This window comes from Paenibacillus sp. PAMC21692, from assembly GCF_014303795.1.
GTDB lineage: Bacteria > Bacillota > Bacilli > Paenibacillales > Paenibacillaceae > Pristimantibacillus > Pristimantibacillus agaridevorans.
In genome coordinates this window covers 74,405-97,149 of sequence record NZ_CP060293.1, presented here as the reverse complement: position 1 = coordinate 97,149, position 22,745 = coordinate 74,405, and the positions used below count along the sequence as shown (strand labels likewise).

Below are 22,745 nucleotides of genomic sequence, written 5' to 3'. Positions count from 1 at the left end.
CTATCACATAGCTGCTTTAAGAAGGAGGCCGAACCATTGGCTAAGAAAGTGAAAGTATCCGAGCTGGTTCGCCATTTCCAGATGGAAATATTGGCGGGCGAAGACGGTTTGAAGCGCAATATTACAGTGGATGATCTGTATCGACCAGGGCTTGAGATGGCCGGCTACTTCCACTATCATCCCGTGGAGCGCGTGCAGCTGCTTGGCAAGACTGAAATTTCGTTCCTTAGCATGCTCGACAGCGAGGATCGCAAGAACAGAATGATTCGGTTATGTAATGAAGAGACGCCATGTATTATTCTGACCAGGGGATTGGATGCGCCGCAGGAGCTGATTGACCAGTCGAATGAAACGAATATCCCCGTGCTGCGCAGCAATATCGCCACGACGATTCTGACAAGCCGCATTACGGATTTCCTTGAGCGCAAACTTGCTCCGACAGCCACGATTCATGGCGTTTTGGTAGATGTGTATGGCGTAGGCATGCTGATTACCGGCGGCAGCGGAATCGGCAAGAGCGAGACGGCGCTTGAGCTGGTAAAACGCAGCCATCGCCTTGTCGCGGATGATGCGGTCGAGATCCGACAAACTTCGGACGGTCAGCTGCATGGCTCAGCGCCTGAGCTCATTCGGCATTTGTTAGAGATTCGCGGTCTTGGCATTATTAACGTCATGACGTTGTTCGGAGCGGGTGCCGTTCGTTCGCAGAAGCGGATCGGCCTGGTTATCAAGCTGGAGAACTGGCAACAGGACAAACAATACGATAGGCTGGGGTTGGACGAGGAGACGACTCGGATTATCGACACCGACGTAACTCTGGTAACGATACCGGTTCGCCCGGGGCGTAACCTTGCCGTTATTATCGAGGTGGCCGCCATGAACTTCCGACTGAAACGGATGGGCTACAATGCCGCGCTGCAATTCACGAACAAGCTGACAGAGACAATCGCGGACGACATGGACGACTATGATTGATTGAAGGAGGGCGCTGGCGCCTCCCCAACGGGACCGTCAGCGCTTTCGGAAAGGCAAGGCGGCAACTCAATTCACTAAAGGTAGAAAAGGGGAAATTGAAAACGATGAGCATGCTTGCGATTGATCCTGTCGTATTTACACTCGGGCCGCTGTCGGTTCGCTGGTACGGCATCATTTTGGGACTAGCCGCATTGGCGGGGCTACTGCTCGCGGTGCGCGAGGGCAAACGGTTCGGCATCAAGCCGGATTTCTTTATGGACTTGCTGTTGATTGGCGCTCCGTCGGCTATAATTGCAGCGAGAATTTATTATGTGGCGTTTATGTGGGAAGATTATAAGGATAACCCGCTCGATATTTTCAAAATATGGGAGGGCGGCATCGCTATTTACGGCGCGATTATCGGCGCCTTTATTTGCGGCATTATTTACTCCAGGTACAAGGGCTACAGCTTCTGGCGCATCGTTGATATTTGCGTACCGGCTCTGTTAATTGGCCAGATGATCGGTCGCTGGGGCAACTTTATGAACCAAGAAGCTTACGGCGGACCGGTCAGCGAGGAATTTCTGCGCAACACGCTGCACATTCCTTCCTTCATCGTAAACCATATGTTCATTGTGGATTCCGCAATTCCGGAAGGCGCATTCCGCCATCCCGCATTTTTGTACGAATCGCTGTGGAGTCTGGTGGGACTGGGTATTCTGTTCATCCTGCGCCGTCAGAAGTTCCTGCGCGCCGGCGAGCTTATGGCCGCTTACTTTATCTGGTATTCCATCGGCCGTTTCTTTATTGAGGCGCTTCGCATAGACAGTCTGGCATTTATCGGACCGAAGTGGGTCGCAGACTTCATTAATGCACTATGGACGCCAATGACTGGAGTGTTCGATCAGGGGTATCTGGATCCGGCTTACGGCAATATTAGAATTTCGCAAATGTTGGCGCTGCTGTTGATCGTCGCTGCGATCGCCTTCATTATGATTAGACGTGCAACGGGCAATGCAACTGTCAGGTACCTTGATCCGATCGTCACGACCAAGCCTGAACGCAACGGTCTGATCGAAGGTGCTGGCGCTGATTCCGATAACAACGAAATCGCTGCTAAGAAAGACAAGTCGAGTGTAGTAGCCGAGCAGGCTGACCAGCAAGATGATTCAGAGAACCCCATTATAACACCGGACGATACCCGCAAAGATAGTTAACAGACAGCAGGAGGTAAACAAAGCATGGAGGTAAGGAACGATATTCGCACGATGCTGTTCGATCTGGACGGTACTATATTGGATACGAACGAATTGATTATTACTTCGTTTCTGGAGGCGCTCAAGGGATCTGTGCCCGAAGGGTTCTGCCGGGACCATATTATACCGAGCATGGGGGCGCCGCTGGTCGATCAGATGAGGCGTTTCTCCGGACTAGAGGATGTCAATCATCTCGTGGATGCCTATCGCGAAGTTAATCTTAGGCTGCATGACGATTACGTGAAGCCGTTCGAAGCCGTGAAGGAAGTACTCGAGAGGCTTAAAGCGAATGGCGTCAAGCTGGGTGTCGTGACGACGAAGATGAGACTGACAACGGAGCGGGGACTTAAGTTCGTCGGCATCCATTCTTACATGGACGTCGTTATCACGATCGATGATGTTGCGAATGCAAAGCCGCATCCCGAGCCGGTGCTCAAGGCGTTGGAGTTGCTCGGAGCCGATCCGGGGACGGCGTTGATGCTTGGAGACAGCACGGTTGACATGGGGGCGGCGTCGGCGGCCGGTGTTCTTCCGGTTGGTGTGGCATGGTCGATGAAAGGCGGACAAATTCTGCGCGATGCCGGAGCGGCTTATGTCATCGACGACATGCGGGAGCTGTACGCCTTCGCCGGATTGGAGCGGGAGATCCTTGCGGAACGTTGATCGGCATTCCGTGGACGGCCCGAACGCGCTGTGGCAGGTATATAAAACGGTCAGCCGCGCGAAAGCCGTCCGCAATTTTATCGCGATCCAGTTGGCTCGTTATTGCCCTGAATTATCTTGGAAAAATTGGATTTACCGCAAGGTGCTCGGGATGAAGGTAGGCGAGCATACCGCTTTCGCGCTCATGGTGATGGTGGATGTATTCTTTCCCGAACGTATTACAGTCGGACGCAATTCGATTATCGGCTACAACACGACGATATTGACTCATGAATATCTCATCAACGAATACCGGATCGGAGACGTCGTCATTGGCGATCACGTCATGATCGGAGCGAATTGCACCATTTTGCCCGGCGTGAAAATCGGCGATCATGCGATTGTGTCCGCCGGTACGCTCGTACATAAGGACGTACCCGCATCCGCCTTCGTAGGAGGCAATCCGATGCGCCTCATCGAATCAAAACCATCGTCAGCCAGCAACATGGCTGGAGATGGCGAAAGCTAGACGTCCAGCAGGCTGCGCCGATTTCCGTTCGGGAGCGGGAGGAGCCAGATTGGACGTCTATTTTTTTGCGCGGTTAGCTTGACGAGAGGCGGATGTGCATGCTAAGATCGATTGAATTCTTTATTTTATTAGCAAGGTACCATATTAGCAATTTAACGCACTAAAGTAATTAAGGTGATTGATTGAGATAAATGTGAAAAACCTTTAAAGAAGCTCCTCAAAGACAAATCAGCAAACCGAAGGAGACCCGGATATGTCTAAGCCAAAAATGTTCGAAAAGCCAATCGGCGTCAAGGATTATTTGCCAGATGCAGTCAAAAAGCTGCGCCATATCGAGCGCGAGGCGCTCGCATGCATGGAGAAGTGGGGCTACGAACAAATCATTACTCCAACGATGGAGTTCTATGATACGGTTGGTGTTGCAAGCTCTACATCCGATCAGAAACTATATAAGTTGCTTAACAATAGAGGCACGACGCTGGTGCTGAGATCCGAGATGACCGCGCCGATCGCCCGCGTTGTATCGTCGCTTCTCAAGGAGTCCAGCTTCCCGCTGCGGCTTTCTTATCATTCCAACGTATTCCGTTCCATCGAGGAGGAAGCCGGCCGGGAGGCGGAGTTTTTCCAGACGGGCGTGGAGCTCGTCGGCGATTCGTCGGCGGAGGCGGACGCCGAGGTGGTCGCGTTGGCGATTGCGTCGCTGAAGGCTCAGGGCGTGGAGCGCTTCAAGATTGCAATCGGCCACGTAGGTTTCCTCAATGGCTTGCTCGGCGAAGCGCTGCAGAACCGCAAGGAGGAGCAGGAACTGCTGAAGGCTTGTTTGCTTGGCCGAGACCATGTCGGGTACCGCGAGCAGCTTGGCAAGCTGTCTCTGGAGGAACCGGTTCGCCGCGAACTGGAAAGTATTTTGAGATTGCGCGGCGGAGCCGAAATTTGCGAACAGGCGATGCAATTGCACGGAGGAGAGACCGCCAAGGACGCGATCAATCATCTATGCGAGACATGGGAAGTGCTCAAGGCGTACGACGTATGCGATCATGTTCTGATCGATCTGACGATGATCGGCGACTTCTCGTATTATACGGGCATGACGTTCGAGGGTTATGCGGCGGATCTTGGATTCCCTGTCGTTAGCGGAGGGCGCTACGACAATCTGTTATCGCAGTTCGGCCGCCCGGCGCCGGCGACAGGCTTCGCGCTTAAGACTACGCGTATCTTGGAACTGTTGGGAGCAGAGGATAATGTTGCCCAAGAGCGTACGCTGATCGTTTACAACACGGCAGGCCGCAAGGAAGCGTTGGCGGAAGCCCAGCGGCTTCGCGGTCAGGGAGCAGCTGTCGTGACGGAGCGGGTAGAGAGCCTGGATCGCGAGTTGACTGCCGTAGTCGCGGTCAAACAAGCCGAGATTATAGGGGATGCGGACAACGGCACAGGGGCAGCGGCATTTTCGTACAAGGGCTTGCGGTATAGCGAGCTTGGCGTGTTCCTTGGCGTAGAAGGAGGCGGCGTATAGATGAACGGATTGAGTAAGGAAATATTAAAGGTCGCGATGCCTAAGGGGCGGATCTACAAGCAGGCATCCAAGCTGTTTCGAGAAGCGGGTTTGCCGATTCCGAGCGATTTTGACGATACGCGCAAGCTGATCATCGAGCTGCCGGAAGCGAATATGGAGTTCATTATGGCGAAGCCGGTCGATGTGCCGACTTACGTGGAATACGGCGTGGCGGATATCGGCATTGTTGGCAAGGACGTGCTGATGGAGGAGAACAAGGACGTCTACGAGCTGCTGGATCTCGGAATCGCGAAGTGCCGCATGTCCGTCATTGGTCTGCCGGACTGGAAGCCGACGATTCATCCGCGCGTGGCGACGAAGTATCCCAACGTGGCATCGGCGTACTTCCGCGAGCAAGGTCAACAGGTGGAGGTTATTAAGCTGAACGGCTCCATCGAGCTGGCGCCGCTGATCGGGTTGGCCGACCGTATCGTCGATATGGTGGAGACGGGGCAGACGCTCAAGGAGAACGGTCTTGTCGAGATGGAATCCATCTTCGGCATTACGAGCCGACTGATCGCGAACCGCGTCAGCTACCGGATGAAGAACGACAGCATCCAAAGCTTATGCGACAAGCTTCATGAGGTGATTTCGGCTAAAGTTTAGGGCGGCACAGGCGAGTGGTGGAGACAAATTAAGATGGAGGGAGCGGAAGCGGGATGCGAATAATGCGAGCCGAGCAATTCGGATTGAAACGCGAGGTGGAATACGGAACGCCCGAGCAGAATGCCAGCGCCTTGAAGATCGTCGGAGACGTGAAGGCGGAGGGCGATGCTGCTCTGTTGCGGTACTCCGAGCAGTTCGACGGCGTGAAGATGGGCGCGGAAGAGCTTCGTGTGACGCGAGAGGAAATCGAAGCGGCATACAGCGATGTAGACGAGAGGTTCCTCACGGCGATTCGCGAGGCTGCCGTTAATATTAGGACGTTCCACGAGAAGCAAAAACGAAATTCGTGGATGGACTTATCATCGGACGGTACCATGCTGGGGCAGATTATGAGGCCACTGAAGCGTGTCGGCGTCTATGTGCCCGGCGGCAAGGCGGCGTACCCTTCGTCCGTGCTGATGAACGTCATTCCGGCGCAGGTGGCCGGCGTGCCGGAGATCGTCATGGTGACGCCTCCTGCAACGGGCGGCAAAGCGGGTATCGACCCGTATATACTCGTCGCTGCCGCTGAGGCGGGCGTGCGGGAGATGTACCGGGTCGGAGGCGCTCAAGCCATCGCTGCGCTTGCGTATGGCACGGAGAGCATCGCTCCGGTAGACAAGATTACGGGACCGGGCAATATTTACGTGGCGCTGGCGAAGCGGGCGGTGTTCGGCGCTGTGGATATCGATAGCATCGCCGGACCAAGCGAGATCGTCGTGCTTGCCGACGAGAATGCCGATGCGGCCTATATCGCGGCGGACCTGTTGTCGCAGGCGGAGCATGACGAGATGGCCTCGGCCGTGCTCGTAACGCCGTCCGAGGCGTTGGGGAAGGCCGTGGCCGCCGAGGTAGAGCGTCAGCTGGCGACGCTGCCGCGCGCGGAGATCGCGCGGGCTTCCATCGACAGCTACGGAGCGGTGCTGCTGGTGGACTCCATCGATGAGGGCATCGCGGTCGTGAACCAGCTCGCGCCGGAGCATCTGGAGGTGCTGACGGCCGATCCCATGAGGCTGCTGGGTCACATCGAAAACGCGGGGGCGATTTTCTTAGGTCCTTATAGCTCGGAGCCGGTGGGGGATTATTTTGCGGGTCCGAACCACATTATTCCGACGAACGGTACGGCGAGATTTTCGTCTCCGGTGAACGTAGACGACTTCATGAAGAAGTCGAGCCTGATCTACTATAGCAAGGAAGCGCTGCTCGCGAATGGCGACAAAATTATGACGCTCGCGCGCCACGAAGGGCTGGAAGGCCATGCCCGCGCGATCGAGATCCGTTTGGAGAAGGAAGGCGGATCGGGCGCATAGGTCGGCCCGACTGGCGAGGCTCTATGTCGGTGGGCCCGACATAGTTGCTTGAAAAGGCCGTCTGGCGGGGCAGTTTGTCGGCGAGACCGACTTAAATGCCTCGGATGGTGCGTGCGGGGAGAGTTAAGTCGGCGGGACCGACTTAAATGCCCGCAATGGTGCGTGCGAGGGGAGCTAAGTCGTTGGGACCGACATAAATGCCTGTGACGGTGATTACGAGGAGAGTTAAGTCGGCGAGACCGACTTAAATGCCCGCAATGGTGCGTGCGAGGGGAGTTAAGTCGTTGGGACCGACTAAAATGCCCGCAATGGTGCGTACGAGGAGAGTTAAGTCGTCGGGACCGACTTAAATGCCCGCAATGGTGCGAATGAGGGGGAGTTAAGTCGTTGGGACCGACTTAAATGCCCGCAATGGTGCGTACGAGGGGAGTTAAGTCGTCGGGACCGACATAAATGTCCGGAACGGTGCGAATGAGGGGGAGTTAAGTCGTTGGGACCGACTTAAATGCCCGCAATGGTGCGTACGAGGGGAGTTAAGTCGTCGGGACCGACTTAAATGCCCCAAATGGTGCGTACGAGGAGAGTTAAGTCGTCGAGACCGACTTAAATGCCTCGGATGGTGCGTATGAGGGGAGCTAAGTCGTCGGGACCGACTTAAAACCTCGCCGCACGTCAGATATAGAGTAGATAAAACATATACCAAGCAGGAGGATACGAAGATGACTGATAATAACAAACGTGAAGCGTCGGTAGCGCGCAAAACAAATGAAACGGACATCAAGCTGGCGTTTGCGGTAGACGGTACGGGCGCGGCGAAGCTGGAGACGGATGTACCGTTCCTGAATCATATGCTGGACCTGTTCGCGAAGCACGGACAGTTCGATCTGAGCGTAGAGGCGCAAGGCGACATCGATATCGACGACCACCATACGGTCGAGGATATCGGTATCTGCCTGGGGCAGACGCTGCGCGAAGCGCTGGGCGACAAGCGCGGCATCAAGCGTTACGCGAGCGTGTTCGTGCCTATGGACGAGGCGCTTGCGCAAGTGGTGATCGACGTCAGCAACCGGCCGCACTTCGAATATCGCGCTCAGTATCCATCCGCCCAAGTCGGAAGCTTCTCGACGGAGCTTGTCCACGAGTTTCTGTGGAAGCTGGCGCTTGAGGCGCGGATTACGCTGCACGTTATCGTACACTATGGACAAAATACGCATCACATGATCGAAGCCGTATTCAAGGCGCTGGGACGCGCGCTTGACGAGGCGACCAGCATCGATCCACGCGTGCAAGGAGTGCCTTCGACGAAGGGAGTATTGTAGCATGATCGCAATCATCGACTACGGGATGGGCAACCTGCACAGCGTAAGCAAGGCAGTAGAAAGACTCGGCTACGAGGCTATCGTGACGGCGGATCCAGAGACGATCGTGGAGGCCGAGGGCGCAATTTTGCCAGGCGTCGGCGCGTTCGGAGACGCGGTGCAGAACCTGCGTAATACGAAGCTCGACGACGTGGTGAAGTTTTATGCCGAATCGGGCAAGCCGCTGCTGGGCATCTGTCTCGGCATGCAGCTGCTGTTCGGCGAAAGCGAGGAATACGGCCGCAATGAAGGGCTGAACTTGCTGCCGGGCCGAGTCATCCGCTTCAACGGCAGCTACAAAATTCCGCATATGGGCTGGAATAAGCTGCAGTTCCGACAAACCGAATCGCCGTTGCTTCGCGGACTAGAAGAGGGGCATGTCTACTTCGTCCACTCCTTCCACGCGAAGCCGGAGCAAGCTTCCGACCTGCTGGCGACAACAGACTACAATGGCGACGTAACCGCGATAGTAGGTCGGAATAACGTCTACGGCATGCAGTTCCATCCGGAGAAAAGCGGAGAGCTCGGCATGCAGCTGCTGGATAATTTCCTGGCGTTGACGGGCAGCCCCAAAATAGTAGCGAATGTGTCGTAACAACGAAATACGAAACAACGAATGACCGATGCTACGAAGGCCAATGATTTCCGGCTGACGCATCGTTAGCGGGTCCCGATTAAGCGATTAATCCGACAATAAGGAAAACTGTCCTTCTTGGGGATTAATTGCCAACGGACAACGGACACATTAGACGCTAAATTGGTCAAATTCAATCAACTGAAATAGTTAACGGACATCAGGTACCCTATTGACTTTAACCGGAGGGTGTATCCCCCATTTTGGATGAAATAGCGTCGTTTGTGTCCTTTAGATTTACAAAACATACGTTTTTATCGAAATAGCGACTCCTGTGTCCGTTAGCGAAACAATGTTAACTCGGTGAGACGGCCATTGTCGCGCATTTCGATGAAAGATGGAAAGGTAGGGATATCCTATGCTGGCGAAACGAATAATACCGTGCTTGGACGTGAAGGACGGGCGAGTAGTGAAGGGCGTTAATTTCGTGAACCTGCGCGATGCAGGCGATCCTGTAGAGCTTGCGGCGACCTACGATCGCGAGGGAGCGGACGAACTCGTGTTTCTCGACATATCGGCGTCGGTGGAAGGACGGGCGACGATGATTGAGGTCGTGAAGCGTACGGCGGGCGAAATTACGATTCCGTTCACCGTGGGCGGCGGCATCTCTCATGTCGACGACATGAAACGGATTCTGCGAGCGGGGGCGGACAAGATCGGCATCAACACGGCCGCAGTCAAAAATCCAACGCTCGTTTCAGACGGAGCGCGGCACTTCGGATCGCAGTGCATCGTCGTCGCAATCGACGCAAAGTATAATCCCGAGTGGGGCGAGTGGGAAGTTTATACGCATGGCGGAAGGCAGACGACGGGTATCCGGGCCTTGGAATGGGCGCGCGAGGTAGAGCGTCTGGGAGCGGGCGAGATTTTGCTGACCAGCATGGACGCCGACGGCACGAAGGACGGCTTCGACTTGAAGCTGACGGGGGCCGTCTCTCGGAGCGTAGGCATGCCGGTCATTGCTTCCGGCGGTGCCGGCAACATTGCGCATTTCGCGGAAGTTTTCCAGGATGCGCAGGCGGACGCCGCTCTTGCGGCTACGATTTTCCATTACAAAGAACTCACGATAGCGCAAGTGAAGAACGATCTGCGGAGCAAAGGAGTTGAGGTCAGGTGACGACAAGCAACATGAATGAATTGAAGGCTGCCATCAAGTGGAGCGAGGACGGCCTCGTTCCCGCGATCGTCCAGGATGCGCAAAGCAAGGAAGTGCTCATGCTCGCTTACATGAACGAGGAATCCTTGGGGCTCTCCGTCTCGACCGGGACGACCTGGTTCTGGAGCCGCTCCCGTAACGAGCTGTGGAATAAAGGCGCGACAAGCGGCCATACGCAGCGCATCGAGTCGATGAGCTACGACTGCGACGGAGATACGCTATTGGTTCGCGTAGCTCAGCAGGGGCCTGCATGCCACACGGGACGGTATAGCTGCTTCTATAACGGCATCGAGCTTGAGTCAGGCGCGCAGCAAGCCGATTCCGCCGATGAAGAAGAGTCCTCCGACCGTTTCGGCATTCTCGGCAAGCTGGAGACCATCATCGCTCAGCGATATGCGGAGCGTCCGGCAGGCGCGTATACGACCTACCTGTTCGATAAAGGCGTGGATAAAATTCTCAAGAAGGTCGGAGAAGAATCCGCTGAAGTTATTATCGCAGCGAAGAACCAGGACAACGACGAACTTCGCAGCGAAGCCGGCGATCTGCTTTTCCACTTAATGGTGCTGCTGCGCGAACGAGGGCTGCCTCTCGACGACATTATGAGCGAGCTGAACAACCGTCACGGTAAACCGACGACGAACAAAATGCGATAAAAGGGCAGTCAAATCGCCCAAATTCATGACTTTGTCGAAAAATAGTGCATTTACATTTTTGAAATCTTCATAAATCAATGTATAATAGGACAGGTAAGCTTGATTGGAGTAATAAATTATTTGGTCGAAACGCTCAGGAGGGTATCATGTTAAGCGACAAGGTGCGTATTTTTTCAGGTTCGTCAAACCCGGTATTGGCTCAGAAAATTAGCGAAGAGCTTGGTTTGAACCTAGGTTCCATCAAACTGTCCCGTTTCAAGAGCGGTGAGATCTACGTTCACTACGAAGAGACGATTCGGAACTGCGACGTCTTTCTCGTTCAGTCGTTCTCGCATCCCATCAATGAGCACTTTGTCGAATTGTTGGTTATGATCGACGCGGCGAAGCGTGCTTCCGCAAGGACGGTCAACATCATTATGCCGTACTACGGATATGCTCGTCAGGAACGGAAGGCTGCGCCACGAGAGCCGATCTCGGCGAAGATGCTGGCGGATGTACTGACGACGGTCGGAGCGACTCGCGTCATAACGATCGATCTTCATGCTCCGGCGATCCAGGGCTTCTTCAACATTCCTGTGGACCATATGACGGCGCTGGACCTGATCAGCGATTACCTGAAGTCCAAGAACATTAAGAACCCGGTTGTCGTATCTCCGGATGCGGGCCGCGCGTCTACGGCGGAGAAGCTCGCCAACTACCTGGACACCTCGTTCGCCATCATGATCAAGAAGCGCTCCGCGCACAACGAGTCCTCCATTACGCATGTCATCGGCGACGTCGAAGGGCAGACGCCGATCATTATCGAGGACTTGATCGATACGGGCGGTACGATCGTGAACGTAGTCGAAAGCCTTAAGGAACGCGGGGCCGAGGATGTATATGTCTGCGCCACGCATCCGCTGTTCTCCGGCTCGGCCATCGAGCGTTTAGACCATCCATCTATAAAAGAAGTGATCGTGACCGATTCTATCATGCTGCCCGAGGAGACGCCGGAACGATTTAAAATTTTGTCCGTTGCGCCGTTGCTCGCGGAAGCGACTCGGATCATTCTGGACGGCGGCTCCATCAGCACGCTGTTCAAGAACAAAGGCGTATAATCGGAACATTATAAGTAAGAGTTCAAAAAGTTCGGTTTTCAGCACCGAGAAGATTGGATGAAGGTAGAAACTGAGGAGCGGAGCGTAGTGGAAGCTACGTGAGCACCGGAAGTTTCGCCTGAATTCAAGATTCGATGTCGAGTAGGCCTCGTGGCATACTTCGTGATCAAAAGCGGACTTTTTGAACAACCTCTATAAGTATTCCAATTGCGAAAATCGCGGGCGGCCTGGAGGCTGTCCGCGATTTTCCCACATATTCTAGCATGTTGGGACATGCCCGGCTATGGTATAATCGTGCTGACGAAGGATAGAAAAGGAGGTGCCTTGCAAATGAACAAAAAAAGAATGGCGGTCGGCGAAGGCGCGAATACGAACATTATCTCTATACAGTGGGACGCCACATTCTTCTTCGAGCGCGCGGTACGCTCGCTGGACCGATTCCATTATGACAAGGCACTCAAATATTTCCGTAGAGCCGTGGAATACGAACCGGACAATCCCGTGAATCATTGCAATATGGCGGGTATTCTGTCGGAGATGGGCAACTATAAGGAGTCCAACGAGATTTTGAGCCGAATTATGGACGATCTTGACCCTATGATGACGGAATGCCACTTCTATATGGCCAATAACTTCGCCAACATGGAAATGTATGAGGCCGCCGAGCAATCGCTCGTTAAATACCTGCAAGAGGATCCCGAAGGACAATACCTGGATGAAGCCGAAGAGATGATGGATCTGCTTCAATTCGAGCTGGAGCGGCCGATGGCGCTTAAGAGCATTAAGGCTCGCGAAGGCATGGTGGAGCACGACCAGGCACGCGCGCTGCTGGAGGAAGGCAAGTTTACCGAGGCCGTGCGCATTCTGGAGGATATCGTAGAGGGGCAGCCCGAATTTCTTGCGGCTCGCAATAATCTTGCGCTGGCTTATTATTATATGGGATTGTTCGACAAGGCGAAGGAAGCCATTCGCAGTGTGCTAGCCCAGGATTCTGGCAATTTGCACGCGCTTTGCAATCTAGCGATTTTCTATCAGCACGAAGGAGACAAAGACAATCTCGCGGAGCTGGTGGATTTGCTGACCAAGACAGTGCCGTTTCATCAGGAGCATGTGTTCAAGCTGGCGACGACGATGGGCATATTGGGCGAACATGAGATTGCCTACCGGCATTTCATCCGTCTCGCCAAGGACTCCGAGGTACAGCAAGATCCGTGCCTGTTCCATTACGCCGCGGTAGCGGCATGCAACATAGGCAGACTTAACGACGCCGAGCGGCTGTGGAAGACGACGATGAAGCTCGACCCGAGCTCCGATGTTCCCCATTATTACATGCAGCAGCTCGAACAGCTCCGTCAGGGACGCGCCGCTGCGCCTATCAGCTATCATTACCATCTGCCCTTCGAGGAGCAGTTCAAGCTATGGGAAAAGTCGACGGACGGCATTCCCGATCATCTAAAGAGCGATCCGCTTGTCCGTTCCTCATTCTTCTGGGCGCTGCGGCATGGGGACCAGCATACGAAGCTGCAGGTTATTCAGGCGTTCGGCATGATTGCAGATAACGAAGTGAAGGACGTATTGCGCGCATTCCTGCTGGAGTCGGACGAAGACGATTATTTGAAAAAAATCGCGATTTTCGTCTTGCGCACGATCGGCGTGCAGGAGCCGCTCAAGGTCGTGCTGGAAGGCAAGGAGACGACCATCGAACCGAACCGCGTGCCGTCGAGGCTGCCGGAATGGCATGACAAGTGGGAGGAAGTGGCCCAAACCGCGCTGAGCCGGATGAGCAAGCATTATGATCTCGTCCAGCAGCATGATATGATGACATTATGGGTGGAGTATTTGTCGCGCGTCTATCCCGACGTTCCCAAGCTGACGAAATCGGAAGGCTGGGCGGCGGCTCTCGAATACTTGACGGCCAAGATGCATCGTCGCGCGATCTCTTACCACGAGGTGTCCGTTCGTTATGGAACATCGATCGCGACGGTAAGCAAACACGTAAAGCTGATCGACAGCGCATGCGGCATCAAGGAGAAAATGAAGAGCATCAGCTCGTTTTTCTCCTCGCACGAACCCAACGAAGACTAAATTTGGCATGAGGTGAGAATCAATGTACAAATCCATTATTATCGGCACGGGACCAGCCGGACTAACGGCTGCCATCTACCTGGCGCGCGCCAACATGAACCCGCTCATTATCGAAGGACCGGAGCCGGGCGGGCAGTTGACGACGACGACGGAGGTCGAGAACTTCCCGGGCTTCCCCGAAGGTATTATGGGCCCTGAGCTCATGGACAATATGCGTAAGCAAGCGGAGCGCTTCGGCGCGAAATTTCTGACGGGTTGGGTCAACTCCATCGACCTGTCGCAGCGTCCGTTCAAGTTGCAAGTGGAAGGCCAGGGCGAGATCGTCGGAGAGAGCGTCATTATTTCCACGGGGGCGTCGGCTAAGTATCTCGGCATTCCGGGCGAGAAGGACAACGTGGGCAAAGGCGTCAGCACTTGCGCGACATGCGACGGCTTCTTCTTCCGGGGCAAAAAGATCATCGTGGTCGGCGGCGGCGACTCCGCCATGGAGGAAGCAAACTTCCTGACGCGCTTCGCTACGAACGTTGAGCTGGTCAACCGCCGCGACGAGCTGCGCGCCTCCAAGATCATGCAGGAGCGCGCCCGCGAGAACGAGAAGATCAGTTGGAGCCTTAACCGCACGCCAGTGGAAGTCGTGGCTAACGGCATGGGAGTAACGGGCCTCAAGGTGCGCGACAATGCAACGGGGGAAGAAGAGGTTATCGAAACGAACGGCATCTTCATCGCGATCGGCCATACGCCGAACACGAAATTCCTCGGCGGACAGATTGACACGGACGAATATGGTTACATTCAGGTCAAGCCAGGCTCCTCGGAGACGAATGTTCCGGGCGTATTCGCCTGCGGCGACGTGCAGGACAGCAAGTATCGTCAAGCCATCACGGCAGCGGGCAGCGGCTGTATGGCCGCGCTCGACTGCGAACGGTTCCTGGAAGGATCCATTACGCATGACTGGAGCCAGTCGCTGTAATCAACCATGCGGCGGCGGGAACGACGAGGAACGTTAAAGCGTGACCAGCGCGACGCTCGTCTGGGCACAACAGGCAGCTTGGGCTGTCCTCGCCGCGGCCGCATAGATGGACTGCACCTGAGAAGTCGGCAATAATCAGGCGGCGGTCCTCTTCATTTTGGCGACGAAACGCGTTGCCCGCCATAGGATGGGGAAAGCCGTTTCACCTTGACCGACGCGGAAACAACGCTTATAGTTGGAACAGAGAATGTTAATTATGTAAACGAGGTGGCTATTGTCATGTCTGAGAAGATTTACGTGGGCGTCGATGTCGGCGGCACAACCATTAAGGTAGGCCTGTGCGACGCAGAAGGGCAACTCCTTCATACCTATGAAGGGGCGACGGAAACGGATAAAGGTACGGACGCTATTCTTCATAATATCGCGAGGTACGCGCGCAACATTGTAGAACAGTCTAATTACGACTGGGAGCAAGTGGACGGCGTAGGCGTCGGTATCGCGGGTTTCTTGGACATCTCGAAGGGCTACGTGAAATATTCGGCAAACCTGTACATCGAGAATACGGATTTAAAGGGTTTCCTTGAGCGGGAACTTGGCAAAACCATTAAAGTGAACAACGACGCGAACGTTGCGGCGCTGGGCGAAGCATGGGCAGGCGCAGGCAGAGGCGTAGCGCATTGCGTATGTTATACGCTCGGCACTGGCGTCGGCGGCGGCATTATTATAGACGGCAAGATCGTTGAGGGCTTCAACAGCATGGCGGGCGAGCTCGGCCATATCGCGATCGTTCCGGATTTGGAAGCAATCCAGTGCGGCTGCGGCAAGATGGGCTGTCTGGAGACCGTATCATCCGCGACAGGCATCATTCGTATGGCGAAGGACGCCGTGGCCCGCGGCGACCGGACGACGCTTGCGCAGGTGGAGAACATTATGGCGAAGGACGTTGTCGACGCGGCGAAAGCCGGCGACGAGGTGGCTGCGCGCATCGTGAGCCGCGCTGCTTATTATCTCGGCAAATCGATGGCGATGCTCTCCATCGTATTAAACCCGCAATATTTTATTATTGGCGGCGGCGTATCGAAGGCCGGCGACTTCTTATTTAACCAGATTCGCGAAGTGTTCGAGAAATATACGCAGGATCAAGCCAAGGAAGGCGTCAAGATCGTACCGGCTACGCTGGGCAACGATGCGGGCGTCGTAGGCGCTGCAGGACTCATTCTTAGAGGATAGTAGGTGTACGCATGGAAACGACGGCAACGCTTGCTAAGCTAGTGATCATTACCGGCATGTCGGGCGCGGGCAAGACCATTGCGGTGCAAAGCCTGGAGGATCTTGGATTCTTCTGTGTCGACAACCTTCCGCCGGTGCTCATTCCCAAGTTCGCGGAGCTCATCGAGCAGTCAAACGGCAAGATCGGCAAAGTTGCGCTCGTTATCGACCTGCGGGGACGCGAATTTTTCACGGCGCTGTCGGAATCATTGGCGTATATCAAAGATCATCATACCATAAGCTGCGAGATCCTGTTCCTGGACGCTACGGACGAAGTGCTCGTCCAGCGCTACAAGGAGAGCAGGCGCCGGCATCCGTTGGCGCCTCAGGGACTTCCGCTGGATGGCATCCATAACGAGCGCCGCTTGCTGGAGGATCTCAAAGGTTCGGCTTCCCAGGTTATCGATACGACCAGCCTGAAACCTTTGCAGCTCAAGGAACGTATCATCACCCATTTCACGAATGTGGAGCAAAGCAACCTCTCCGTTAATGTAACCTCGTTCGGTTTCAAGTACGGCATTCCGATCGATGCCGACTTGATCTATGACGTTCGATTTTTGCCCAATCCGCATTACGTCGAGCATCTGCGTCCCAACACGGGCCAGAATCCCGATGTCTACGAGTATGTGATGAAGTGGCCGGAGACGCATCAGTTCCTCGCGAAGCTGATCGATATGCTGCAGTTCCTCATCCCGTTATACCGCAAGGAAGGCAAGAGCCAGGTTGTGATCGGCATCGGATGCACAGGCGGCAAACATCGCTCCGTAGCCATTGCGGAATATTTGGGCAAGGTGCTCGGGAGCAGCGACACGGAGCGGGTACGCGTAAGTCATCGGGATTCGGAGCGTGATAAGCATTGATTCGGGGGGAGAACATGCAGACGATCCAAAAGATTGTTCGTCGTCCCAAGATCGTCGTCATCGGCGGCGGCACGGGTCTCTCCGTCATGCTGCGAGGATTGAAGGAGAAGCCGCTCGACATAACGGCGATCGTTACGGTCGCCGATGATGGCGGCAGCTCCGGCATATTAAGAAATGAGCTGCAGATTCCGCCGCCGGGTGACATCCGCAACGTACTGATGGCGCTCGCCGACGTGGAGCCGCTGCTTGCCGACATGCTGAAGTATCGCTTCAAAAATGGCAACGGACTTGCGGGACACAGCCTCGGCAACCTGATGCTGGCCGCCATGACGGATCTATCCGGAGACTTCGTGACGGGCATTCGTCAGCTTAGCCAAGTGCTGGCCGTACGCGGGCGTGTGCTGCCGGCGGCAAATCGTGCAATCGTGCTTAAGGCGGAGCTTGAAGACGGAACTATCGTGACGGGGGAATCGCAAATTCCCAAAGCGGGGAAGGCGATAAAGCGCGTGTTCCTGGAGCCTGCCGATGTCGTGCCGCTCGCGGAAGCTGTGGAAGCCATCGAACAGGCCGACGCCATTTTGATCGGCCCCGGCAGTCTGTACACGAGCATCATGCCGAACTTGATCGTTCCCAAGCTGGCTCAGGCCATCGTGGAGTCGGAGGCAGTCAAGCTGTTCGTCTGCAACGTGATGACGCAGCCGGGCGAGACGGATAATTATACGGTCAGCAATCATCTGGACGCCATTCACGCCCATATCGGCCATCATTTATTCGATTATGTCATCGTAAACGACGGCGAGATTCCGCCGCAGGTGGAGAGCAAGTACGCCGAGCTTGGGGCCAAGGCCGTCCAGTTGGACATTGACGAGGTCACCCGCAGAGGGTACAAGGTTATCGCCGACAAGCTTGTGTTGTTCCGTACGTTCCTGCGTCACGACGCGGAGCGGTTAAGCCACCATATCTACAAGCTGGTGGAGAATTGGATGTTACGAAAGAGGTGAGGCAGAATGTCTTTTGCGGCCCAAACAAAAAAAGAGCTGACGATGGTAGAAGCGGACAGCTGCTGTGAGCGCGCCGAATTATCGGCCCTTATACGGATGAACGGTTCGGTCAGCTTATCCAGCCGCAAGGTCGTTCTTGACATCTCGACGGAGAATGCCGCGATCGCGCGCCGAATATATTCACTGATCAAAAAGCACTTCGACCTGCATGTAGAACTGCTCGTGCGCAAGAAGATGAGGCTTAAGAAAAATAACGTCTATATCGTACGTCTCCCCGCCAAGGTGCAGGAGACGCTGGCCGAACTTCGAATCGTCTCCGAAGGCTTTATGTTCAATGATGGTATCGACAAAGAGATCGTGCGCAAGCCTTGCTGCAAACGCTCCTACTTGCGCGGCGCCTTCCTTGCCGGAGGCTCTGTTAACAATCCGGAGGGTTCGTCTTACCATCTTGAAATTGCTTCGATGTACGAAGAGCATTGCGGCGCTCTCGTCGATCTGGCGAATAAATTCGATTTGAACGCGAGATGCATCGAGCGAAAAAAAGGTTTTATTTTTTATATCAAGGAAGGCGAGAAGATCATCGAACTATTGAACATCATCGGCGCGCACCAAGCGTTGTTCAAGTTCGAGGACGTTCGGATTATGCGCGACATGCGAAATTCCGTCAATCGGATCGTCAATTGCGAGACCGCCAATTTGAATAAAACGATCGGAGCTGCCGTTCGGCAGATCGATAACATAAAGCTACTGGAGAAGGAGATCGGACTCGACAGCCTGCCTGACAAGCTGCGCGAGGTCGCGGTCATTCGGATGCAGCATCCCGACCTTAACCTCACGGAAGTAGGCGAGATGCTGAAAGGGCAAGTAAGCAAGTCCGGCGTCAATCACCGTCTTCGCAAAATTGACGAAATGGCCGAAAAAATACGGTCCGGTTCAACTTTTGCCTAGTGCTACAGCCTGTAAAATGATATAATAAGTTGTAATTGGCTTTTCTGACGGTATATGTTCAATTCTAAGCTGTCATTAAGCGCACGGCGCTTATGTTAGCCTCAGAATTCAACGCGGAACGACGTCCCCGCATAAAGGGCTTAGACAAGCGTTTCCGCTAGATGATTCAGTATAATATAGGGGGTATGTTTCCATGACAAGGCTTCCGGTTGTCGTTCGGTTGAAGACTGGGCTTCATGCTAGGCCTGCAGCGCTATTCGTTCAAGAAGCGAACAAATTCTCCTCCGAGGTATTCGTAGAGAAGGACGATAAGAAAGTAAACGCTAAATCCATTATGGGCATTATGAGCCTTGCGATCAGCTCCGGAACTGAAATTTCCATAAGTGCGGAAGGATCGGATGCGGAACAGGCTGTAAACGCTTTAGTCGCATTGGTCAGCAAAGAAGAGCTCGAGAACCAATAAGGGTACGCTCGGACGGGATTTCCGTCCTTTCATGAGCAAAGCAAGGGAGTCTTTTGTGCGACGCAGAGGGTCGCATAGAGGGCTCTTATTTGCGTGCGCAGGGGTTGCGTTGGGCGGGCTCTAAGACACCCTGGCAGCGGGACTATATTTGTAAATTATTTTACATGTAAGCGCATTAGTTACCAAAAAAACAATCGACAATTTAGGTAATATTTCCTATAATAATGTCAATACATAGAAGGAGTTGACGAACATGCACGTAAGATTGGTAAATGCGGCAGGCGGAGTGAAGGAAGTAAAGGTTGGATTCAGCTGGACAACCTTCTTCTTCGGTTTTTTCCCGGCGTTGTTTAGGGGAGATCTGAAGTGGGCCGCGATCATGTTTATTACGGCTACGGCGATCGGGATATTTACGCTGGGCCTCGGAGCCTGGGTTCCCGGAATCATCTTCTCGTTCATCTATAACAAGATGTACATCAAGGAACTGCTGGAGAAAGGATACCGACCTCTGGACGCGCACGCGCAAAGCGTTCTGCACCAAGGCGGCATCGTTGCCGCTCCGGCGTCCATGTAGTCCGTATTCGGCAATTAAGGCAGCCTAAACAATCCATGAAGACAACAAATGGCGGTGAACGGGTAGCAACATAACCCATTCACCGCCATTGCTGCGTTTATGAGGGGATGTCCTTAAATCTGCAGCGTGGAAATTAGCCCCTTGAGCTTGTCCGCCGACTTGTGCAAGAGTTCCCGCTCCTGCTCCGTTATCGTAATGTCCATCACTTGTCTGACGCCGCTGCGGTCGACGATACAAGGTACGCCCAGGTAGACGTCGGATACGCCGTGATAGTCGCTCAGCAAGGTCGAGACGTTAAGTACGGCGCCCTCGTCGCTCAGGATCGCAGTACAGATCCGATCAAGCGCCAGCGCGATGGCATAATAGGTCGCGCCTTTGGCTTCGATGATCTGGTAGGCGGCATCGCGAGTATTGACGAATACGTCTTCGCGGTCCTCCTCGGACAATGTCAGCTTCGATCCGGCTATGTTGGCCAAGCTCCATAGCGGCAGCTCGGAGTCGCCATGCTCGCCGACGATATGCGCATGCACGCTGCGAGGATCGATATCCAGCTTCTGGCCGATCAGGTATCGGAAACGCGCGCTGTCGAGAAGCGTGCCGGAGCCGATGACGCGCTGTATCGGCAGCCCTGCTTTCTTATACGCCATGTAGCTCATAATATCGACAGGGTTGGAAGCGATCAACAGGATGGCGTCTCCATTATACGGAAGCACTTGCTCGATAATGCTGTCGAAGATGGCGACGTTGCGTTTTAGCAGCTCGGTGCGAGGCTCGCCTGGCTTCTGTGCGGCGCCTGCCGTAATGATGATGATGTCGGCGCCTGCACAGTCCTCATAAGTGCCGGCCCAGACGGAGGCTTGACCGAGGAACGGCATGCCGTGATTCATGTCGAGCGCGTCTCCGGCGGCCTTGTTATGGTTGGCGTCGATGAGCACCAGTTCGTCCACGCGGTTGCGAAGCAGAAGCGTATATGCCGTTGTCGAGCCGACGGCTCCGGTGCCGATAATAACGATTTTGGATTTTTTCATGGAATGAATTCGCTCCTTGTATTGGGATTTACGGCAATCGCCGTACGATACTGCGTTTAATCCTCGTAGAACGGCTTGTTGACGTAATGGTACATCCATCCCATAAGGATGCCTCCGCCGATCAGATTGCCCAGCGTGACGGGGATGATGTTGTGGAAGCCTCCCGAATAAGAGAAGTTTCCGGGATCCAACACGAATGCGATGGCGAAGGTGCATAGGTTGGCAATGCTGTGCTCGTAGCCCGAGATAAAGAAGCAGAAGACGAACAGCATCATGGCGAACATCTTGGCTCCGTCGCTCTTCATCGACATGGGGACGAAAAATGCAAGACAGACCAGCCAATTACAAAGAATGGCCCGGAAGAACAGCTCCGAAGTCGGCGCGGTCATCTTTTTGTGCACAACCTCGAGCAAGAAAGCATGAACGTCGGGGCTTGAGAACAAGCCGGTCGTCCAGATCAGCAAGGCGAACGCGGCGGCGCCCAGGATGTTGCCTAAGTAACTAAGTACCCACAACCTGACGGTATCCAACCACCTCATGCGCTTGCGCAAAGCAGCGTAGGTATAGTAGAAAGTATTACCCGTAAACAGGTCGCCTCCGCCGTAACTGATCAGGATGATGGCTGCGCCAAACGTGATTGCGGCCATGGGATAGGTCAGCGGCGAATTTTCCAAATAGAAGAAGCTGCCCGTCTTGAAGGCGACGATAACGCCGAACCCGATAAACATACTGGCCAGCATGGAGCGGGACAGATAACGCCAGACGCTATTTTTGTATATGCGCAGCTTCTTTAGGGCGAGCTGCTCGACCTTGCTTAACGCTTCTACTTCCATGAGTACCACCTCTTGATGCATAATGGGCTGGTTGTGGCCACAGGCGATGGAACATCCTGCTAAAACCATAATAGCTTGCCGCACGATGGCGGGGAGTGATCTTTGTCACAGATGTGGCGTACAGATGAAAAAAAAGAGAAGCAGACGAATGGAGCATCTGCTTCTTCTAGGTGATGCCTTACTTTAGATTCTCTCGATAACCTTATCGACGAGTCCGTATGCTTGCGCTTCGGCAGCGCTCATGAAGTAGTCGCGGTCGGTATCCTGTTCGATGCGGCTAAGCGGCTGGCCGGAACGATCCGCCAGAATGTTGTTAAGCTTGTCGCGCATCTTTAGAATGCGGCGGGCGCGGATCTCGATATCGCTCGCTTGGCCTTCTGCTCCACCCAGCGGCTGGTGGATCATGACTTCGCTGTTCGGCAGCGCGTAACGTTTGCCCTTGGCGCCGGCAGTCAACAGGAAGGCACCCATGGAAGCGGCCATGCCGACGCAGATCGTGGACACGTCCGGCTTAATATATTGCATCGTATCGTAAATGGCCATGCCAGCTGTAATGGAGCCGCCAGGGCTGTTAATGTAAAGGGAAATGTCCTTCTCCGGATCTTCCGCGGCAAGGAACAGCATTTGCGCGATGATGGAGTTGGCGACTACGTCATTCACGCCGGAGCCAAGGAAGATAATGCGGTCCTTCAGCAGGCGGGAGTAGATGTCGTACGAGCGTTCCCCTCTGTTGCTTTGCTCAATTACCATAGGCACAAAATTCATTCTTAACCAATCCTCCTTAAGTGTTTGCGCAGCAAACGCATCTTCGTAAGCATAAACTCATCATGAAACGATAAGTAGAAATTTCGTATTCCTATCATAACGGATTGTTTTCAAAAAGTCAAAGAAGGTCAAATGAAAAAATGCTTCGCCCTAACGGCCGATT

23 protein-coding genes are annotated in these 22,745 nt (G+C 54.3%); 20 read left to right on the top strand and 3 right to left on the bottom strand.

The window, feature by feature from the left end; all coding sequences use genetic code 11:
- The first annotated feature begins 36 nt into the window (after positions 1-36).
- From hprK to H7F31_RS00305, 20 genes are all read left to right on the top strand, one after another.
- Entirely contained in the window at positions 37-975 is a 939-nt protein-coding gene (gene hprK / locus H7F31_RS00400; protein WP_315970545.1) for an HPr(Ser) kinase/phosphatase, read from the top strand.
- Between the two features lie 104 nt (positions 976-1,079).
- Entirely contained in the window at positions 1,080-2,171 is a 1,092-nt protein-coding gene (gene lgt, locus H7F31_RS00395) for a prolipoprotein diacylglyceryl transferase (RefSeq protein ID WP_187102535.1), read from the top strand.
- Between the two features lie 24 nt (positions 2,172-2,195).
- Positions 2,196-2,873 carry a pyrophosphatase PpaX gene (ppaX, locus tag H7F31_RS00390; RefSeq protein ID WP_187102534.1) on the top strand — a complete coding sequence of 226 codons (678 nt, stop codon included), beginning with the start codon at positions 2,196-2,198 and terminating at the stop codon, positions 2,871-2,873.
- Positions 2,860-3,381, top strand: a complete 522-nt coding sequence (locus H7F31_RS00385) for an acyltransferase (protein ID WP_187102533.1) — start codon at positions 2,860-2,862, stop codon at positions 3,379-3,381. Before ppaX ends, H7F31_RS00385 begins: the two co-directional genes overlap by 14 nt.
- Positions 3,382-3,634: 253 nt before the next feature.
- A complete protein-coding gene (locus H7F31_RS00380) occupies positions 3,635-4,894 on the top strand; it encodes an ATP phosphoribosyltransferase regulatory subunit (RefSeq protein ID WP_187102532.1) in 1,260 nt (419 codons plus the stop codon).
- Positions 4,895-5,539 carry an ATP phosphoribosyltransferase gene (hisG, locus tag H7F31_RS00375; protein ID WP_108993894.1) on the top strand — a complete coding sequence of 215 codons (645 nt, stop codon included), beginning with the start codon at positions 4,895-4,897 and terminating at the stop codon, positions 5,537-5,539.
- 53 nt (positions 5,540-5,592) lie between these two features.
- On the top strand, positions 5,593-6,888 hold the full coding sequence (hisD, locus tag H7F31_RS00370; RefSeq protein WP_187102531.1) for a histidinol dehydrogenase: 1,296 nt from the start codon (positions 5,593-5,595) through the stop codon (positions 6,886-6,888).
- 719 nt (positions 6,889-7,607) lie between these two features.
- Positions 7,608-8,207, top strand: coding sequence for an imidazoleglycerol-phosphate dehydratase HisB (gene hisB / locus H7F31_RS00365; protein ID WP_187102530.1), 600 nt, complete (start codon positions 7,608-7,610; stop codon positions 8,205-8,207).
- A 1-nt stretch (position 8,208) separates the two neighbouring features.
- Entirely contained in the window at positions 8,209-8,841 is a 633-nt protein-coding gene (hisH, locus tag H7F31_RS00360; protein WP_187102529.1) for an imidazole glycerol phosphate synthase subunit HisH, read from the top strand.
- A gap of 397 nt (positions 8,842-9,238) precedes the next feature.
- Positions 9,239-9,997, top strand: coding sequence for an imidazole glycerol phosphate synthase subunit HisF (hisF, locus tag H7F31_RS00355; protein ID WP_187102528.1), 759 nt, complete (start codon positions 9,239-9,241; stop codon positions 9,995-9,997).
- 11 nt (positions 9,998-10,008) lie between these two features.
- On the top strand, positions 10,009-10,689 hold the full coding sequence (gene hisIE, locus H7F31_RS00350; RefSeq protein ID WP_187105144.1) for a bifunctional phosphoribosyl-AMP cyclohydrolase/phosphoribosyl-ATP diphosphatase HisIE: 681 nt from the start codon (positions 10,009-10,011) through the stop codon (positions 10,687-10,689).
- Between the two features lie 146 nt (positions 10,690-10,835).
- Complete coding sequence (locus H7F31_RS00345) at positions 10,836-11,786, top strand: ribose-phosphate diphosphokinase (protein ID WP_187102527.1); 951 nt, start codon at positions 10,836-10,838, stop codon at positions 11,784-11,786.
- A 330-nt stretch (positions 11,787-12,116) separates the two neighbouring features.
- A complete protein-coding gene (locus tag H7F31_RS00340) occupies positions 12,117-13,871 on the top strand; it encodes a tetratricopeptide repeat protein (RefSeq protein ID WP_187102526.1) in 1,755 nt (584 codons plus the stop codon).
- Between the two features lie 22 nt (positions 13,872-13,893).
- Complete coding sequence (gene trxB, locus H7F31_RS00335) at positions 13,894-14,841, top strand: thioredoxin-disulfide reductase (RefSeq protein ID WP_087571753.1); 948 nt, start codon at positions 13,894-13,896, stop codon at positions 14,839-14,841.
- A gap of 279 nt (positions 14,842-15,120) precedes the next feature.
- Positions 15,121-16,071 (top strand): ROK family glucokinase, encoded by a 951-nt coding sequence (locus H7F31_RS00330; RefSeq protein ID WP_187102525.1) that lies wholly within the window; start codon positions 15,121-15,123, stop codon positions 16,069-16,071.
- An 11-nt stretch (positions 16,072-16,082) separates the two neighbouring features.
- A complete protein-coding gene (gene rapZ / locus H7F31_RS00325) occupies positions 16,083-16,970 on the top strand; it encodes an RNase adapter RapZ (RefSeq protein ID WP_187102524.1) in 888 nt (295 codons plus the stop codon).
- A gap of 14 nt (positions 16,971-16,984) precedes the next feature.
- A complete protein-coding gene (gene yvcK / locus H7F31_RS00320) occupies positions 16,985-17,971 on the top strand; it encodes a gluconeogenesis factor YvcK family protein (RefSeq protein ID WP_087571793.1) in 987 nt (328 codons plus the stop codon).
- A gap of 6 nt (positions 17,972-17,977) precedes the next feature.
- Positions 17,978-18,919: a DNA-binding protein WhiA gene (whiA, locus tag H7F31_RS00315; RefSeq protein WP_087571755.1), complete on the top strand. Its 942-nt coding sequence runs from the start codon at positions 17,978-17,980 to the stop codon at positions 18,917-18,919.
- 193 nt (positions 18,920-19,112) lie between these two features.
- Complete coding sequence (locus H7F31_RS00310) at positions 19,113-19,382, top strand: HPr family phosphocarrier protein (RefSeq protein ID WP_068678916.1); 270 nt, start codon at positions 19,113-19,115, stop codon at positions 19,380-19,382.
- A 253-nt stretch (positions 19,383-19,635) separates the two neighbouring features.
- Positions 19,636-19,956 (top strand): hypothetical protein, encoded by a 321-nt coding sequence (locus tag H7F31_RS00305; protein WP_087571756.1) that lies wholly within the window; start codon positions 19,636-19,638, stop codon positions 19,954-19,956.
- A 113-nt stretch (positions 19,957-20,069) separates the two neighbouring features.
- On the opposite strand, the gene H7F31_RS00300 is transcribed toward H7F31_RS00305, so the two are convergent.
- From H7F31_RS00300 to clpP, 3 genes are all read right to left on the bottom strand, one after another.
- Entirely contained in the window at positions 20,070-20,984 is a 915-nt protein-coding gene (locus H7F31_RS00300; protein ID WP_187102523.1) for an L-lactate dehydrogenase, read from the bottom strand.
- Positions 20,985-21,040: 56 nt separating this feature from the next.
- The gene (locus tag H7F31_RS00295; protein ID WP_187102522.1) at positions 21,041-21,817 is read right to left on the bottom strand and encodes a formate/nitrite transporter family protein; all 777 of its coding nucleotides are present in this window, start codon (positions 21,815-21,817) and stop codon (positions 21,041-21,043) included.
- A 183-nt stretch (positions 21,818-22,000) separates the two neighbouring features.
- Positions 22,001-22,582, bottom strand: coding sequence for an ATP-dependent Clp endopeptidase proteolytic subunit ClpP (gene clpP, locus H7F31_RS00290; RefSeq protein WP_108993888.1), 582 nt, complete (start codon positions 22,580-22,582; stop codon positions 22,001-22,003).
- Positions 22,583-22,745 lie beyond the last annotated feature (163 nt).